The organism is Photobacterium sp. S4TG1, assembly GCF_036040035.1.
GTDB lineage: Bacteria > Pseudomonadota > Gammaproteobacteria > Enterobacterales > Vibrionaceae > Photobacterium.
Genome location: NZ_JAYXUH010000006.1, coordinates 16,710 through 33,838, shown reverse-complemented (window position 1 = coordinate 33,838; position 17,129 = coordinate 16,710). Strand labels below are relative to the sequence as shown.

Here is a 17,129-nt window from a genome sequence, read left to right as displayed (position 1 = left end):
TAAAATCTCAGTTAGAACGTACGCATAACGGTAAATCAGCACCTTTTTTCGTTAACCCAAATTGCCAAACATTGAGGTCACGGCAACGAAAAGCTCCCGCACATGACAATAAATAGTAACGCCACATACGATAGAATTTCTCACCATAATGTGCTGAAATTTTAGGCCAATTCTGTTCAAACTTATCATTCCATGCCACTAATGTTTTATCGTAATCCGGGCCGATATTTTGCACATCTTCAATATTAAAATAACCTTCTGCTGCAGAGCCAATCTGCGTCATTGATGGCACAACACCGTTTGGAAAAATATATTTGTTTATCCACGCGTCTGTTTCTGTTTTTGAGTTTGGGCTACCAATAGTATGTAATAAAAAGATTCCATCATCAGCAAGATAACGGTAAGCAGCGTTGAAATAATCAGGATAATTGTCAGGACCAACATGTTCCATCATTCCAATAGATACTACACGATCATAAGGCTGCTCTGGCTCATGTAAACGATAATCTTTAAGGATGAATTTCACAGGAAGATTTAGAGCATCAGCTCGCTGCTGACCTAGCGCAGATTGTTCTTTTGATAGTGTTAAACCATCACAAATTACACCATAATTCTCTGCAGCATAATTCATAAAACTGCCCCAGCCACAACCAATATCTAATAACCGCATGCCTGGTTTAAGACCCATTTTACGACATACTAAATCCAGTTTAGCCTCTTGAGCACTATCAAGATCGATTGCATCTTTCCAATACCCACAGGTATATGTCATTCGCTTATCAAGCATTGACTCAAATAAATCATTACCTAAATCATAATGGAAAGGTACATCCTTAGTAACTCGATCAATACTTTGATGATTAAAAAGGTGTTTTACTTTTGATGCGCCAATTTTTAAACCAACCGCAAGTTTCGTCGATAAATCTAGCTTTTCATCAATACGAGCATGTAAAACACGGTTAATCATTTCATCAATCGCATTACAACTCCACCAGCCATCCATATAGCTTTCACCAAAGCCTAATGAACCATCGGTTAATACTCGATCATATAATCGCTCATCATGAACTTGAATATCCCAAGGTCGTGAGCCATTAATAGTTACATCAGCATGGGATAATAGGTTTTGGAAAAACTTTTCATTTTTCATCGCGAATATTCCTTATATAACAATTTGTATGACAAATTGCCTTTAAATAAGGTTAGCGACAAGGTTAATTCTTGAAAAATAAGATTTAATAAATTATCAGATGCATTATTTAAATCTAAAATTACAAAAAATATAGCCGTAAAATCCTATAAAATAATCCCCCCACATATAGAAGTGCGTTATTTATAATATATTTTCAATGAACATCATATGAATGGTTAATAAATTCATGCTTATTACGTTTTTTATTAAAAGAATTATCAATTTTATAAAAAATAAACTCTGACACGATTTAACTAATACCCCTACTTTTCATCCCTTGTTTATTTATCATAACTCGATAAGCTTAAATAACGCTCTTTTAGTTTTAGGTATGCCCATGAAAACATTATCGACACTGACATTTACTAATAGCTATGGTGATCTTCCTGATAGTTTAGGAACGCGAGTTACTCCACAGCCTTTAGATAATCCTTTTCTGGTGCATTTTAATCCACTCGTAGCAGAAAAACTTGAGCTAGCTTCCATAACAGCACTTGAGCAAAACTTTGTTGATGTATTTAGTGGTAATACAACATTGGCAGGATTCTCACCTTTAGCAATGAAGTATTGCGGGCATCAATTTGGTCAATATAACCCCGATCTTGGTGATGGACGAGGACTATTACTTGGTGAAGTCATAACCAGTAATGGAGCTAAGTGGGATTTGCATTTAAAAGGCTCGGGTAAGACACCCTATTCAAGAATGGGTGATGGACGCGCCGTTTTACGATCTTCTATTCGTGAATACCTTGCCAGCGCCGCGATGGAAGGTCTTGGCATTTCAACAACGCATGCTTTAGCTATTATAGGTAGCGAAACACAAGTTGTACGAGAGAAAATAGAGACCGCTGCTACACTAATTCGAGTCGCTGAAAGTCATCTCCGTTTTGGGCATTTTGAATATCTATTTTATAGTGGCCAACATGCCGAACTACAACAATTAGCGGATTATGTTATTGAACAACACTTCTCTGAGTTAACGACAACAAGCGCTCCTTACGCAGAGATGTTTAAACAGATCTGTCATCGTACAGCAACAATGATAGCGGCATGGCAAGCGGTAGGATTTGCGCATGGCGTGATGAACACTGACAATATGTCGATCCTCGGGCTGACATTTGATTATGGTCCATTTGGGTTTATTGATGATTACGACCCTCATTATATTTGTAATCATTCAGACTATTCCGGTCGTTATGCTTTTGATCAACAACCTTCAATCGCCTTATGGAATTTATCAGCCTTAGGTTACGCCCTCACGTCTCTCATAAATAAAACTGATATTGATCATGGGTTAGAACATTATCAACACCAATTACAACAACAATATAGTCACAATATGCGTCAAAAATTAGGATTAACATTAACTGATGATGTAGACAGCGCATTATTTGCAGATCTATTTCAATTGTTACAGCACCATCATGTTGATTACACTTTATTCTTTCGAACATTGTCATACATTACGGTTACAGACTTGCCCCATAGCAGTTCTTTATTTAACGAATTATTCCAATGTACAACTGAATTAAATAAATGGTTAGAGCGTTATCAGCAACGGGTGCTACTTGAACCTAATGATAGCCAACGTTTAGCTATTATGCAGCAACATAATCCTAAGTACATTTTACGTAATTACCTTGCTCAACAAGCCATTGAAAAAGCACAACAAGGTGATTATAAACTCATAGATCAATTAATGACGGTATTAGCCTGCCCCTTTGATGAGCATGAAGACGCAGAAATATTAGCTCAACTGCCGCCACATTGGGGTAAGCATCTTGAAATCAGTTGTTCATCATAATAACGATGACGGTTAAATTTATACATAAAAAAAACCTCACTTCAACGATAATGTGAAGTGAGGTTTGATCATAGACATTGACTCATTAAGTACTTAGGTACTCTTATAAATAATAATATTTTATTGCTTTCAAATCGCCGTCTAATTCATAGACTAGCGGTACTCCAGTAGGAATTTCTATTTGTGTTATTTCATCATCAGCAATATTACTAAGATGTTTCATTAAAGCCCGTAAACTATTACCATGAGCGGCAATAAGGATATCAGCCCCACTGTTTATTTTAGGAACGATTTCCTCATTCCAAAATGGAATTACACGTTCATAAGTATCTTTTAGTGATTCACCAACAGGCAATTCATCAATAGTAAGATTTGCATATCGCTTATCGTTACCTGGGTAATAGTAACTGTCTTTAGCAACTGCTGGTGGTCGTGTATCGTAGCTTCTACGCCAAGTAAACACTTGTTCATCACCAAATTTTTCTGCGGTTTCTGCCTTATTTAAGCCTTGCAGATTACCATAGTGGCGCTCATTTAATTGCCAGCAATGATCAACAGGCAACCATAATAAATCCAGCTCCTCTAATACAATTGATAATGTTTTTATCGCTCGATTCAACATTGAGGTATAACAAAAATCAAATTTGAAATTATGTTCTTTTAGTTTTTCACCCGCAGTATGTGCTTCTGCCTCACCTTGTGCCGTTAATGGTACATTCGCCCAACCTGTAAAACGGTTTTCTTTATTCCACTGACTTTGACCATGACGGATTAAAACTATTCGAGTATTTTTCATAGCAACCTCTATATTTTATTTTTTTGATATTAAGATCGGCGCTAATTACTGTAATGGGAATATATTTATTAATAATCTTATTAATAGTAATTAAAAATAAAAGAAACCCTAATCTAGAAGTAATAATAAACAGTAAATTTACTGCTTAATACTCTCTCATACTTTTCATTAGGTAATATCTTTATTAGTAACGAATATCTTAAACATTAAATCTTATTGATAATCATTATTATCTATGGCAAGAAAGATATCACTCGTGTTTCATCATGGCAATACTGGTAAATTCCGTAGAATGAATTAAAAGCAGAATAAAGAACAACAGAACCCCATTGGCTAACACCAACAACGATCATAAGATTATGTTTTTTAAATAAATAAAAATTTTATAGCGGCAAATAAAAAACAGATAATTTAATACAAAATTTATAGCTATCGTTGCAATAGTTAAAAACGATTAAACGCCTTAACACACTGATGCTAGGCGTTTAATTAATAAAGATTAAACTATCCGCATTAACCCTTGCGCAAGATCATCAACTAAATCATCACAATCTTCTAGTCCAATATGAACGCGTATTAGAGTACCGTTAAAATCAACCTTACCCGCAGGACGAATACGATTAAGTTCTTCAGGCTGATTGGCTAAAATAAGAGATTCATAGCCGCCCCATGAATACGCCATACTGAAGTGTTTGAAATTATCAAGAAAATCTGCGATCTGTTGGCTATCAAGACGTTTCTTCAGTATAAAAGAAAATAAACCACAGCTACCTTTAAAATCACGTAGAAAAAATTCATGTCCCTTACAGCTAGGTAAGGCAGGATGGTTAACCCGTTCAACTTGAGGGTGCTGTGATAACCACTCTGCAATTTTTATACTGCTTTCATGATGTTGTTTTAAACGCACTCCCATTGTACGTAGACCGCGAGCTGCAACATAAGCAGTATCAGCATCCACCATTTGTCCCATTAGATATGAACGTTCTTGTAATTGATTCCAGCAACGACTATTTGCAACTGCGGTACCTAGCATCGCATCAGAATGCCCTACAATATATTTGGTTCCTGCTTGAACAGAAATATCCACATCATGATCGAGAGCTTTAAATAACACTCCAGCAGCCCATGTATTATCAACAATGATCACCACTTCAGGATTGATAGCCCTAACAGCTTTAACAATAGCGGGAATATCTTGCACTTCCATCGTGATTGAACTGGGAGATTCTAAAAATACCACTTTAGTGTTGGGCTGAACTTTGTCTGCAATAGCTGCGCCAATAAGAGGATCATAAAATGTCGTATCAATATTGAGCCCTTTCAATACTACATTACAGAAATCTTGAGTCGGTTCATAAGCTGCGCCTGTCATTAACAGATGATCACCCGCTTTTACAAAAGCTAAAATTGAATTTGCTACAGCCGCGGCACCACAAGGATAAAGATAACATCCGGTGCCTCCTTCTATTTCAACCATCGCTTGTTGTAACGAGAAATGGGTTAATGTGCCTCGACGGCCATAAAACAATTCACCATTGGTTCGATTGATCGTAGCCTGCTTTTTATCTGCAACAGAATCAAACACTAATGAAGATGCTCGTTGAATAACACTATTTACAGCACCTAAACCAAATTGCTTTGATCGACCTGCCGTGATCAGTTGAGTATTTATTTTATGACTAGACATGTTGCTCCCTCAATGTGTCGCCAATATGTGATTATTTATTGTATAGCATGAATAATCACATCAAACTAGAAACTAAAAGGTATTAATTACTACTCTTCGATCATCACAACATAACCTTAATAAGGTATATTGTTCATATTCTATATTAATGGCCATCATCCAATGAAAAAGATATTTCATCTAATAATCCTTGTAATGCTCTTTTCAAGCAATGCTTTCGCTGACAGTAATATCTGGTTAAATAGTAATAAGAAAAGTATTACGCCAAATGCAATAATAAAAAACAATCAAATTTGGTTACCAACAAATCAGACTCAAACACCTAATTTCGTTATTTATTATCAAATGGATCAGAATAAAATCACGCAAGCATTAACGAATAATCAAGGTGTTGTGATCCTTAAAAACAATCAACTTTGGCTTAATGAAACTAGCACTCAGCCTCCATTTGCAATCTTACGTAGTGGCAATCAAATTTGGTTACAAGATAATCATGGCACTGTTGCCAATGCAGTTATGAAGCAAGATGGAACGTTATGGCTATCCACTAATAACAGCACAGTTGCGAACGCCTACATTGAAGGTAACAATCAACGTCAAGATGGTTTCATCATTGCTGCACTATTACTATCTCAACAATTATGATGATGTAGACTAGTGAAATTGGTCTTTTTTCCTTAAAATGCACTATTGCAACAAGTCATCACATAAAGAGTAAAGAAATGATTAATAATGAACTAAGTGTTATCGATAGCCTTGAAGAACTAGAAACGTTTTTACTTTCTGTAGAAAACGGCGGCCTTGGCTTACAAGGTGTCGAAGGCATTGGTATGGCGACTAATAACGCTGATGGTCGTCACTTTGTTGCTGTTTTTAATAATCAACACCAACTTATTTATGGCCGTTGGGTAAGCGATGATGTATTTAAAAACGGTAAAGAATTAGTGAGTAAAGGCCATCGCCGCACACATTAATTAATACAGTTTTCTCTTCGACATACAAAAACGCCTTAATAATAACAGGCGTTTTTTTCATCAATAAAAAAAACCAATATACAACGGTTTGCTATTTTATAAGTCATTAGACTATTATCAAACGACAACATAACAATATATTCATCTTGTAAATATCGTTATTCATTTTAATATTAAATAGTTTATTTTTAACGCTACGGCAAGATAACACCAACACGCCACTTATAGAAATAGTAAGGACATTATCATGCCATTATCCTCATCCAAACCATTATTATCTATGGTGGTTATCGCCAGTTCTTGCATGATAAGTTTTGCTGTTGATGCTCAACCACAGCAATGCAATCACTTAACTTCTGCAATAGATAAAACGATTTGCACCTCCCCAGCATTGACTAAAATGAATAACGAACTTGAGCAAGAGTACACGAAATTAAAAAAATCACAGACGCCTGTTGATCAAGTCGTCACGACAAATACACAAAATCACTGGCATGAACAAATAAAAAAACAGTGCACTCAACAAAAGTATATGGAAGGTTGTATTCAGCTTAATATTCAACGTCAATTATATGATATAAAGCATAACGCAACAGCATTAGTAACCGTCAGTAAAAAATGGCAACGCTTAAATGGTTCACTACGAGAATACGCAAACAGCATTAAAAATAATACCCAACAATGTTCCGGTATTACTCGTCGTCCCCCTAAAAATGTGACTCAATTAATTCCTAGTCAATATGTTTACGCAAAATCTTTGGTTAATACCCAATGTAATACCGTAATAAGAACATTCGTAGGATGTAGCACCCTTAAAAATAACCGTTGTAGCAACTGGCAACTCAAACTTGTTGCTACTGATGCAAACAATCAACATCCTTATATTGTTGGCACATTAGCAACCACCAATAGGACAGGTAATAGTGGCGCAATTTTTGTACCTTATAAATTTAGCCCCAATGGTAAAAATGTCATTTTAAAAGCCATGATGCGGCCAGCAGGAGCTGGTGGTGGTAGTATTAATTATGGTTATGATGTAATTATTCATAATGACAAACAACAACTATCTACAACAACACAACATTACTTGGCACCAGCTAATGCTCATTTCTATAGTAATGGTACCCGTGTGGCTTATTTAGAAAATTCGCCTTTATTACCTAATTATCCGCAACCTGGTGGTGGTTCAAATAAGGGAAAATTAGTCATTAAAGATGTCAACACCGATGAAGTATTGATGACAAAAGAACACACCGATACCAGCTACGCCATTAAAAATATCAATACTAAAAACCATACAATGACAATCACTACCACTCGCCATCGATTTAGCAGTAAATGTCCAAGAACTGAAGATTCTCTAAATTGTAGTACTCGCACTACTACCCAAGAAAAAATAGCATTACCTTAATTTTTACAAATATATTAGTCATAAAAAACCGCATATTAAAGTAAATATGCGGTTGAAATATAAGGCTTATTAGATAATAAATCGATGACTACGCTTGCAAATCAGCATACTGATCAAGATCAGCAATCGTAACGGACGTAATAAAGTTACCATCTAAATAAAATTTAACTGATTCACCAACTTTTTCTCCACGTAATAATGTTGTCGTACCATTATTGTGAGAAACCTGCATTTCTAAACTATTATCATCGAGCTGCTTAAATGTCGCAGCTTCAATATCACTTTGCTGAACACTAGCCAAAGGCACTGTTGTTAGTGAACGATCTAACATCGGATTTAGTTTAATGTATGTTTTTACCTTCATATCGGCTACAGCGGGTGATTTACCAGTAATTGGATTCTTACCGGTCCAGAACTCAATCGAATTAAAGATAAATAAATCAGCTGCTGCTGCAATACCGTATACAGGGCTTAATAACGCATATAATCCAGCGCGGCCATAACGGTTATCAACGGCTGACAAGTTAGCTTTAGTCACTACCTTTGATACACCCATTTGACCCATGCAGCCCGTTAAGGTTGTAGCCAATACTGCAACCACTACTGCTTTAAGTGCAAATTTTTTCATTTAAACCAACTCCGAACATATAATTTGATGAGTTCAAAAACGAGCGGATTATAGAGTTTATTATCTTTATTACGAGTAAATAAGTAATAGCAAATGTTTCATTTGAAACAGCGCTGTCACATTTAAGCGCACTAAGACTAGACTTTAATTATCACATATTGAGAATTTTAAAATAATCTTATAAAAAAATAAAAATAAATTAGATAATTATTTAATAAAAGTGATAATTAATTCAAAGCAACAACTCACTTTTTGGGACTGATCACCAACAATAGTATTCCAAAAAAGAATTAATCTATGCCAAATTGTATTTTACTTATGTGTCCTATTTTTAATACAAAAACAATTTTTAGCTATTATTTCATTTAAAAAAAATAGGTGCTTATTGTAGAATATGTAAATGTTCTGCTAACTAGCAATTTTAAAATGAATATAAAAATACTTAGGCTTAGGTATTCATTAAAACTATCACAAAATGATATGGCCTTGGTTCTAGGCATTTCTAGAAGTACCTTAGTTAGAATTGAACGAGGTGATATATCACCTAAAGCAGATGTTATTAAAAAATTATCCGTTTTATCAGGAAAAGGTATTAGTTATTTTTATCACCCCCAAGATAAATATATAGAAAAAATACAAAACATTCTTATTGAAAAAAATGTGGATAATGAAATTTTATCATTATTAATCAATCAAATAGAAGAAGATATTGTTAGCGAAAATTTATGATAGAAAGACATTATGATAAAAGCTTAGTTTCTGTAAAAATAATGCGAAACTTTATACAACAAAAAATACTAAATGATGATTTATCAGATATAGATCAACTTCTAGAATTATATTATTTAAAAATTGAAGAATTATCATCACTTATTGAATTAACATCTGGAGATACCCCCTAACTTTCATGCATAACAACATTAAAGCGGCACGAAAAGAATCAAAAATATCACAACTCGAAATGTCTGATCTATTAAAGATATCAAGACAATCTTACATTGATATTGAAAATGGAACACGAGTGCCACGTTCTGATATATTATTTAACATTTCTTTGATAACCAAAAAAAACATTACCTTTTTCTATAATGAGTGCCATCCAAGCAAGATAGATACACTTATTTCTTTATTCCAAGGAAAAACAGATATAGAAAAAACATACTATATTGAACTACTAGAGTTACTGATCGAACAAAATAAAAATAACCTTTTGTCTTAATGGCCTAACATGAACAGCATTACATCTCTGAAAATACAAATATCTGATGCAATTTCAACGGATAAAATACAACCATTTATACAGCCAATCGTTAATATAAACAGAAAGTTAGCTGGCTTTGAAGTGCTAGCACGATGGATTGTATCTGAAAATGAAATTCGATTACCGTTGAAATTCATACCAATAATAAAAGATGACCAACAACTGTCTGAAGATTTAACTATCAGTTTATTACAGCAACTGATTAAGCATTTTACAATACACTGTAATAATGATTTATTTCTGTCTATAAATATATACAGCCATAGTTTGACCGTCACTGTAGTTGATCTATTAACCAAATTAAATGATTTCATCAATGTTGTTATTGAAATATTAGAAAACGATGATATTAGCAATATTAACAACTTTAAAATAATCCTACACTACTTGAAGATTAAAGGTATAAAAATAGCACTAGATGATTTTGGATGTGGTAACAATATCAATGATCGATTATTTGACTACCCTTTTGATTACGTAAAAATCGATAAATTATTTGTCAGTGATATTGACAATAATCGTCAAAAGCGGGAATCATTGCAATCAATGGTGCAATTAATACATTTTTTTAATTTGCCAATCATTGCTGAAGGAGTAGAAAATGAACATGTTTTTAAACTATTAACAACATTAGAAATAGAAATGTACCAAGGATATCTATTTTCTAAACCCGTACCTCTAACTGATAAACAATATCAGCAACCACTACTAATAAGTAATAATTTCGAAAATAAATAATAATTCATTAATTATGGTGCTTTACTCTCTAAAATATAAAAAAACAATAAAGCACCGTTAATTTTAAATTTAATTTTATTCGCGTAAAATCCCTACAGAGAATATTTAGCTGCATTTATTTTACCAATAGAAGTACCTAGATCACATGTGAATGACGTAGCTCATGCATAATATATAAATAAAAACTTTAGGTTCTATAAATAAAAATGAGAACACCCTTTATGAAATAATTAATGTTCGTTAACACACAAAATGATCGATAGTATGCTTTCAGCACTCATTCTTAAGTAAGTCTTAAGTTACACTCTAGATAATAACTGCATTCGTTAGCTAATAAAGAGTAAACAATGCGCAACATTTTTCATTTAAAAATGACGACTTTTATAGTTTGGCTGTCACTTTATTTTACGTTATGTTTTAACTTTCCAACATTAGAAAAGATTTTCTCTTTAAGTAATACAGTCTCTAACCCTGTATTTCCTTATACTGCACCTATTGTTTTAATTGCTGCTTTTATAATCATTTTCAGCTGTTTGTGTTGGCCATATATTTTTAAAGCCATCATGATTTTTTTAGTCATAACATCATCAATGGCTTTATTTGCTGAGGTCAGTTACCACACCTTATTTGATAATGCTGTTATCGAAAGCATCTTTCAAACACGTTCAGATGAAGCGCTGTCGTATGTTAATTTACACTCGATAACCTATATTATTGTATTTGGTTTGATACCTAGTATCTGGATCGCCTGTGTAAAAATCACTAAGCGTGAAAGTATTTTTAAAGAGATTATTGCTCGAATTATTCTTATTGGCATTGCAACGACAGCATTGTTGATTATTGCTCTGACTAACTATAAAAGTTATGCCGCAGTTGGTCGTAATAACCATTATTTAAACCGTATGATTATTCCAGGTCATGTGTACGCAGGCGGAAAATACTTATACAAAGAGTTTATTTACAAACCTCTGCCCTATAAAGAACAAGGCTTAGATGCAAAACTACTACCAACTAAAAACCACAAGCCAACTTTGTTTGTTATGGTGTTAGGCGAAACCGCACGTACTTATGACTACGCTTATAACGGCTATAAACGAGATACTAATCCTTACACTAAAAACGAAGGTATTATCTCATTTAAAAATGTAGAATCTTGCGGTACTTATACAGCACTATCTGTTCCTTGCATGTTCTCTAATTTAACTCGCGCTCACTACAATAAAGATCGCGCTTACAGCCAAGATAATGCCATTGATATTATTCATTGCGCAGGCGCAGAAGTATTATGGATTGATAATGATGGTGGTTCAAAAGGCGTCGCAGCGAGAGTACCGTATGTGGCTACTGATACTTCAAAACATAATCAATACTGTGATGGTACGAGTTGTTACGATGGCGTTATGTTAAGCAAAGCGGCTGCCTTTATTAATAAAGATGATAAAAATAAATTATTAGTTTTACACTTAATTGGAAGTCATGGTCCAACCTATTTCCAACGTTATCCAAAGCAGTTTGATCGCTTCAAACCATCTTGTAACCGTAGCGATATTGAAAACTGTACTGACCAAGAAATTAAAAACGTTTATGACAATACTATTCTCTACACCGATTATGTCGATGAACAAGTGATTAAGTTATTGAAGAAAAACGAAGCTAAATACAATGTAGCAATGCTATATATGTCCGATCATGGTGAATCACTCGGTGAAAATGGATTCTATTTACACGGAGCACCTTTTCCAATCGCACCGAAAGAGCAAAAACATGTGCCATGGTTATTATGGATCCCAACTCAATATGCTCAACAAAAAGGCATTAATCTTAGCTGCTTAAGAAATAAAGAGAATGTTGGCAATCTATCGCATGACAATTTGTTCCATAGTTTATTAGGGCTTTATGGTGTTCAATCTACAGTCATTAACCCAGCGCTTGATATCAGTGCAAGCTGTAGAGTTCCATCTTAAACGACTAAGATAACAATATAATTTAATGTATACTTATACATCCTGTATAGGTATACATTTTCCATTTGAGTATATAATGAAACTATTGATCATCGAAGATTCATCCGCATTACGTCGCAGTTTAGCAGTAGGATTCAATAACTTAGGCATAACAACAGATGAAGCTAGCAATGGCACTGATGGACTTAGCTTAGCACTCAATAATCCTTATGATATTATTATCTTAGATCTCATGCTGCCTGGTATTGATGGCATGGATATACTCAAACAATTAAGAAAGTCTGCCATACAAACACGGATTATTATTCTATCAGCAAACAATCAACGCCAAGATCGTATTGATGGCCTGCTTCAAGGCGCTGATGATTATCTTACCAAACCCTTCTCTTTTGATGAATTACACGCAAGAATCCTTGCTGTTTCCCGCCGTGGTTTAATTAATAACTTCACAAACACTATTACGATTAATGACTTTATATTAGATTCAAATAAAATGACTCTGCGTTATAAAACAACAGATGTAGAATTAACGCCAAATGAATTTAAAATAGTTGAATACCTATTCAATCATAAAGATCAAGTTATAAGTGCATCAATGATCAGTGATAATATTGCTAATAATTTTGATTATATTTCTAAAAATACTATTGAAGCGCATATATCAACAATACGAAAAAAAATAAAATTAAAAATGATTAATGCAGCCTTTCCTATTAAAAATAAACGTGGCTTTGGCTACTATATTGATGAGGATAAATAATAATGAAAACACGCTCAATAAAAAGAAACCTCATTAATTCTATTTCAGCGATTTTTGGCTTATTTATTATCATTGTATTTACTTTTGTTGATGTTAGTGTAGATGATTGGGTTCAAGAACAATTTAAAACTGAGCTAAAAGAAAAAACCAGCCAAATTAAAATATTAGCGCATGATGACATCACATCCAGACTGGATAATCCTGGAAGTAATTATGTTTATCAAATCTGGAAGAACAACCAAACAATCAAACGTTCAGCATCCCTTCGTCCTTATCCTGAATTAGACTTAATCCATACTAAAATCCCTGTAAATTCATATCGTTTAGTTGATGTAACAATGCCAAATAATGAGTCGGGACAAGCACTACTATCTTCATATTTGCAAAGAAATAAAGATGGTTCAAGTGACTATATGTATATTACAGTCTCTACATCAACGAAGAGTCTAGATCGTATTACGGGTATATTAGATATATTACTCATTGGCAGTTTTTTATTATCAATGATCATCATGAGGATCGTTGCTAAAAAAATTGTTCAGCAAGGCTTACATCCTTTAGAATCTTTAAATAGACAAATTAAAAAATTCAACAATAATAATGCTTATTCAAATAACAACTTTTCGTTTTATGAACAGAAGCATTATTCTGAAATAGATCTAATCATCCAAGAATTAAATAATTTCCTTATAATTCACCGTAATAGTATTGAAACTGAAAAGCGAATTACTTCTGATATTGCTCATGAGATAAAAACGCCTATTGCAGAGCTCATTACGTTAACTGAAGTCCACCAGCGTTTTCCTAATGACGCTCGATTAGCAGAAACTTTTACTGATGATATTTTACATATTTCCAATAGAATGCGGGTTATTGTTGAAAATTTATTATTACTTCAACGTACATCATCAACTATTGAACTCTACAAAGAGCCAATTGACATCACCTTATTACTAAATAGTATTCAGCAAGAGCTTACGTTTAAATATCAAAATATTTCTAATAGAATACAACTTAAAACATCGCTAAATACAGTGATCATTTCCGATGGATTTAGCCTAAAAACTATTCTTACCAATATTATTGATAATGCTTTATTTTACAGCCCACCAGCCTCTGACATTCAAATTAACTTACTCAATAATGAGCACAATATCATTATTGAAGTGATAAATATGGCTACAATTAGTTATTCAGATACTGAAATTGAAAAGTTAATTCAGCCTTTGTACCAATATGATAGTTCAAGGTCAGATGATAATCGCTACGGCTTAGGGCTATCTATTGTTAATAATATTTGTAAGATTAATCAATACCCTTTGTCAATCACACAGACCACAAAGGGTGAATTTATCGTTACAGTATCTATTGTTAAATAAAGAGAATAAAACCGCACCTTATCGATAGGTATCTACATATTAGAATGTTCTGTATTTGAATCTATTCCGATCATTTGTTGGATCCCTATCGTCATTATTTCCATAAATAGCCTTAGTCTTTTTGCATAATAATTTGAATAGGGATAAACAAAATAAACAGGTAATGGATCCGCTTGCCAATGCTCTGCCATATGGATAAGTTGGCCGGTCAGTAAATAAGGTTTAACTAACCATGATGATATTACACCGATACCAAGCCCACCTTTAATACACTCCAAGGCTGAATAAAGATTATCGGTTGATAGAATCGGATCAAGCCCTAATATCGATAACTCATTTGATTGCGTATTTTTTAGTATTAGCTCATGATTATAAAATGTACTAACCGCAATCCAGGGCCATTGCTGTAACTCAGAAATACCCTTAACATCACCATGCTCTTTTTTTACTTCAGGTGCTGCAACAATAATACGTGGTACATAGCCAATCAGTTTTGCCACAACATTAGGATTTGTAATCGCACCAACATGAATAGCACAATCAATATTATCGGCAAGAAAATCAGGTGATGTGTCATTTAAAAGCCAATCAATACGCATTTCAGGATAAAGGGTTAAATATTCCATTAACGGTTTGATTAATTGTTGCTGTCCAAAAGCATGTGGTGCTCTTACTCTCAATCGGCCTTTAATTTTTGTAGTATCACTCCCTACCGAATCTTCTAATATCGACCACTGTTCTAATAACTGCTTAGCATACTGGTAACAAGTGTCTCCCTCATCGGTTAATTTTAGCTGGTGCGTCGTGCGCAGCATTAGCTTGCACTTAAATATCTGTTCTAACGATTGTAACCGTCGACTAACGGTAGGTTGAGTCGTCTTTAACTGTTTAGCTGCAGCACTTAAACTTCCAGCTTCAACAATTCTCACCCACGTTGTCAATAACAAAATACGATCGAGATTTTTAGGGTTATTTATATTCATACGCTGAGTGTATAACAATATTACGATAATACCCTCTATAAAAGCACGTTCTGTTCAGGCATATTCCTATCGAACATTTTCCACTCATGGATACACAATGACAGCGCAGACCAACATAATAAAAAACATTGAAATATTACCGATTAAACAACTTTTGGGTTTATCCGTTGGCGCAGGGTTTAGTGTCGCTTCAATTTATTATAGCCAACCTATCATTGGCTTATTATCACATGCATTTCAGTTAAAAATCAGTGAAGTCGGACTGGTTCCAACGTTAACGCAAATCGGTTATGCGCTAGGTATTTTTTTTCTAGTTCCTCTTGGTGACATGATCAATCGAAAAAAACTGATCATTACTAAATTAGGATTGCTTTGTGGCGCACTGGGCGTATGCAGCCTTAGTGCTACCTTTCCAAGTTTATTAATAACAAGCTTACTCATTGGAATATTAGCAACAACAGCACAAGATATCGTGCTCGCAAGCACTGCAATCGCACCACCCAGTCAAAGAGGAAAATCAGTTGGTATTGTCATGACAGGCTTATTGTCAGGTATACTCTTATCGCGCGTCTTTAGCGGTATTATTGGTCAATTTTGGGGATGGGAAGCTATCTTTCAACTAGCCGCCGCCTCTATCATGATGTTAATGGTGTATTTTTGGGTTTCATTACCCACTATGCCAGCTCAAAATACACTTACTTATCAACAGATAATGCGATCATTAAAACCATTATGGCATCAATATCCGCAATTAAGACAATCCGTTATCGCTCAAGGATTACTATCAATTGCATTTAGCGCATTTTGGACAACCCTCGCGGTATTTTTATTACATAACTACAACTTAGGCAGTGCCACTGCGGGGCTGTTTGGATTAGCCGGAGCCGCGGGAGCTATCGCAGCACCATTAGCTGGCGGATTAGCCGATCGTTTAGGTGCAAATAAAATACTCTTGTTAACAATTAGCACTGTAATATTATCGTTTATCGCGATGTTATTTATTCCTGTTCTCGCCAAGCATTTTCAGATCGCGTTTTTAATTGTTTGAGTCATCTTGTTTGACTTTGGTATAAATGCATCACTAGTATCACATCAAACAATTGTGTATAGCCTAAAGCCTGAAGCCAGAGGACGCCTTAATTCGATCTTGTTTACATTTGTATTTATCGGCATGGCAATAGGATCTGCTTTTGGCGGCTATCTTTACCAGCATGCAGGATGGAACGGCGTTTTAATGCTTGCTATCGTAACGCCATTAATCGCATTAATTGTTCGATTAAAATCAAACTTAAGTACTCACACAGCCTAAATCTTTATATCAATGAAGTGATGAGGTAATACTCTTCACTTCATCTTAATAACACATCATATATTCTATATGTCCAGTATGTTGATCCCATTGCTCACTGACTTTTTTAAAGCCTTATGACACACAAAATTAGTCACTTACTTCATTTTGTTTATAAAATCATTATCATGGTACCCTTATCACACATACCACCTAACCACTTGAAAAATAAAATAAAATAATTTAAAAAATAAGATTATCATT

At 34.2% G+C, this 17,129-nt stretch carries 17 protein-coding genes; 12 read left to right on the top strand and 5 right to left on the bottom strand.

The genetic code is table 11. From position 1 onward, the window contains the following. Positions 1-7: 7 nt before the first annotated feature. Positions 8-1,150 (bottom strand): cyclopropane fatty acyl phospholipid synthase, encoded by a 1,143-nt coding sequence (gene cfa / locus VXS03_RS09585; RefSeq protein ID WP_327763470.1) that lies wholly within the window; start codon positions 1,148-1,150, stop codon positions 8-10. A 379-nt stretch (positions 1,151-1,529) separates the two neighbouring features. Between cfa and VXS03_RS09580 the strand changes: the two genes are divergently transcribed. Then, entirely contained in the window at positions 1,530-2,996 is a 1,467-nt protein-coding gene (locus VXS03_RS09580; RefSeq protein ID WP_327763469.1) for a protein adenylyltransferase SelO, read from the top strand. A gap of 103 nt (positions 2,997-3,099) precedes the next feature. On the opposite strand, the gene gpmA is transcribed toward VXS03_RS09580, so the two are convergent. Both gpmA and metC read right to left on the bottom strand, forming a co-directional pair. After that, the gene (gene gpmA, locus VXS03_RS09575) at positions 3,100-3,792 is read right to left on the bottom strand and encodes a 2,3-diphosphoglycerate-dependent phosphoglycerate mutase (protein WP_327763468.1); all 693 of its coding nucleotides are present in this window, start codon (positions 3,790-3,792) and stop codon (positions 3,100-3,102) included. A gap of 499 nt (positions 3,793-4,291) precedes the next feature. Then, positions 4,292-5,479 (bottom strand): cystathionine beta-lyase, encoded by a 1,188-nt coding sequence (gene metC / locus VXS03_RS09570; RefSeq protein ID WP_327763466.1) that lies wholly within the window; start codon positions 5,477-5,479, stop codon positions 4,292-4,294. A gap of 162 nt (positions 5,480-5,641) precedes the next feature. Here metC and VXS03_RS09565 point away from each other — a divergent pair, with 162 nt between their 5' ends. The 3 genes from VXS03_RS09565 to VXS03_RS09555 all read left to right on the top strand — a co-directional run bounded on the left by VXS03_RS09565 (position 5,642) and on the right by VXS03_RS09555 (position 7,864). Further along, positions 5,642-6,124, top strand: coding sequence for a hypothetical protein (locus VXS03_RS09565; protein ID WP_327763465.1), 483 nt, complete (start codon positions 5,642-5,644; stop codon positions 6,122-6,124). A gap of 80 nt (positions 6,125-6,204) precedes the next feature. Beyond that, on the top strand, positions 6,205-6,453 hold the full coding sequence (locus tag VXS03_RS09560) for a hypothetical protein (protein WP_327763613.1): 249 nt from the start codon (positions 6,205-6,207) through the stop codon (positions 6,451-6,453). Between the two features lie 247 nt (positions 6,454-6,700). Next, positions 6,701-7,864 (top strand): hypothetical protein, encoded by a 1,164-nt coding sequence (locus VXS03_RS09555; RefSeq protein ID WP_327763464.1) that lies wholly within the window; start codon positions 6,701-6,703, stop codon positions 7,862-7,864. A gap of 88 nt (positions 7,865-7,952) precedes the next feature. On the opposite strand, the gene VXS03_RS09550 is transcribed toward VXS03_RS09555, so the two are convergent. Continuing rightward, a complete protein-coding gene (locus tag VXS03_RS09550; protein ID WP_327763463.1) occupies positions 7,953-8,492 on the bottom strand; it encodes a DUF3332 domain-containing protein in 540 nt (179 codons plus the stop codon). 426 nt (positions 8,493-8,918) lie between these two features. On the opposite strand from VXS03_RS09550, the gene VXS03_RS09545 reads away from it, so the two are divergent. The 6 genes from VXS03_RS09545 (at position 8,919) to VXS03_RS09525 (ending at position 14,594) form a co-directional block, all read left to right on the top strand. Further along, entirely contained in the window at positions 8,919-9,221 is a 303-nt protein-coding gene (locus tag VXS03_RS09545; RefSeq protein WP_327763462.1) for a helix-turn-helix transcriptional regulator, read from the top strand. A gap of 178 nt (positions 9,222-9,399) precedes the next feature. Beyond that, positions 9,400-9,711: a helix-turn-helix transcriptional regulator gene (locus tag VXS03_RS20290; RefSeq protein WP_412547357.1), complete on the top strand. Its 312-nt coding sequence runs from the start codon at positions 9,400-9,402 to the stop codon at positions 9,709-9,711. A 9-nt stretch (positions 9,712-9,720) separates the two neighbouring features. After that, positions 9,721-10,491 (top strand): EAL domain-containing protein, encoded by a 771-nt coding sequence (locus VXS03_RS09540; RefSeq protein ID WP_327763461.1) that lies wholly within the window; start codon positions 9,721-9,723, stop codon positions 10,489-10,491. A gap of 347 nt (positions 10,492-10,838) precedes the next feature. Continuing rightward, positions 10,839-12,455 carry a phosphoethanolamine transferase gene (locus VXS03_RS09535; RefSeq protein WP_327763460.1) on the top strand — a complete coding sequence of 539 codons (1,617 nt, stop codon included), beginning with the start codon at positions 10,839-10,841 and terminating at the stop codon, positions 12,453-12,455. A 76-nt stretch (positions 12,456-12,531) separates the two neighbouring features. Next, positions 12,532-13,215 (top strand): response regulator transcription factor, encoded by a 684-nt coding sequence (locus VXS03_RS09530; protein ID WP_327763458.1) that lies wholly within the window; start codon positions 12,532-12,534, stop codon positions 13,213-13,215. A gap of 2 nt (positions 13,216-13,217) precedes the next feature. Continuing rightward, positions 13,218-14,594, top strand: coding sequence for a sensor histidine kinase (locus VXS03_RS09525; protein WP_327763456.1), 1,377 nt, complete (start codon positions 13,218-13,220; stop codon positions 14,592-14,594). A 32-nt stretch (positions 14,595-14,626) separates the two neighbouring features. On the opposite strand, the gene VXS03_RS09520 is transcribed toward VXS03_RS09525, so the two are convergent. Continuing rightward, positions 14,627-15,577 (bottom strand): LysR family transcriptional regulator, encoded by a 951-nt coding sequence (locus VXS03_RS09520; protein ID WP_327763454.1) that lies wholly within the window; start codon positions 15,575-15,577, stop codon positions 14,627-14,629. Positions 15,578-15,674: 97 nt separating this feature from the next. Between VXS03_RS09520 and VXS03_RS09515 the strand changes: the two genes are divergently transcribed. After that, a complete protein-coding gene (locus VXS03_RS09515; RefSeq protein WP_327763452.1) occupies positions 15,675-16,625 on the top strand; it encodes an MFS transporter in 951 nt (316 codons plus the stop codon). A gap of 6 nt (positions 16,626-16,631) precedes the next feature. Then, entirely contained in the window at positions 16,632-16,886 is a 255-nt protein-coding gene (locus VXS03_RS09510; protein WP_327763451.1) for an MFS transporter, read from the top strand. The last annotated feature ends 243 nt before the right edge of the window (positions 16,887-17,129 follow it).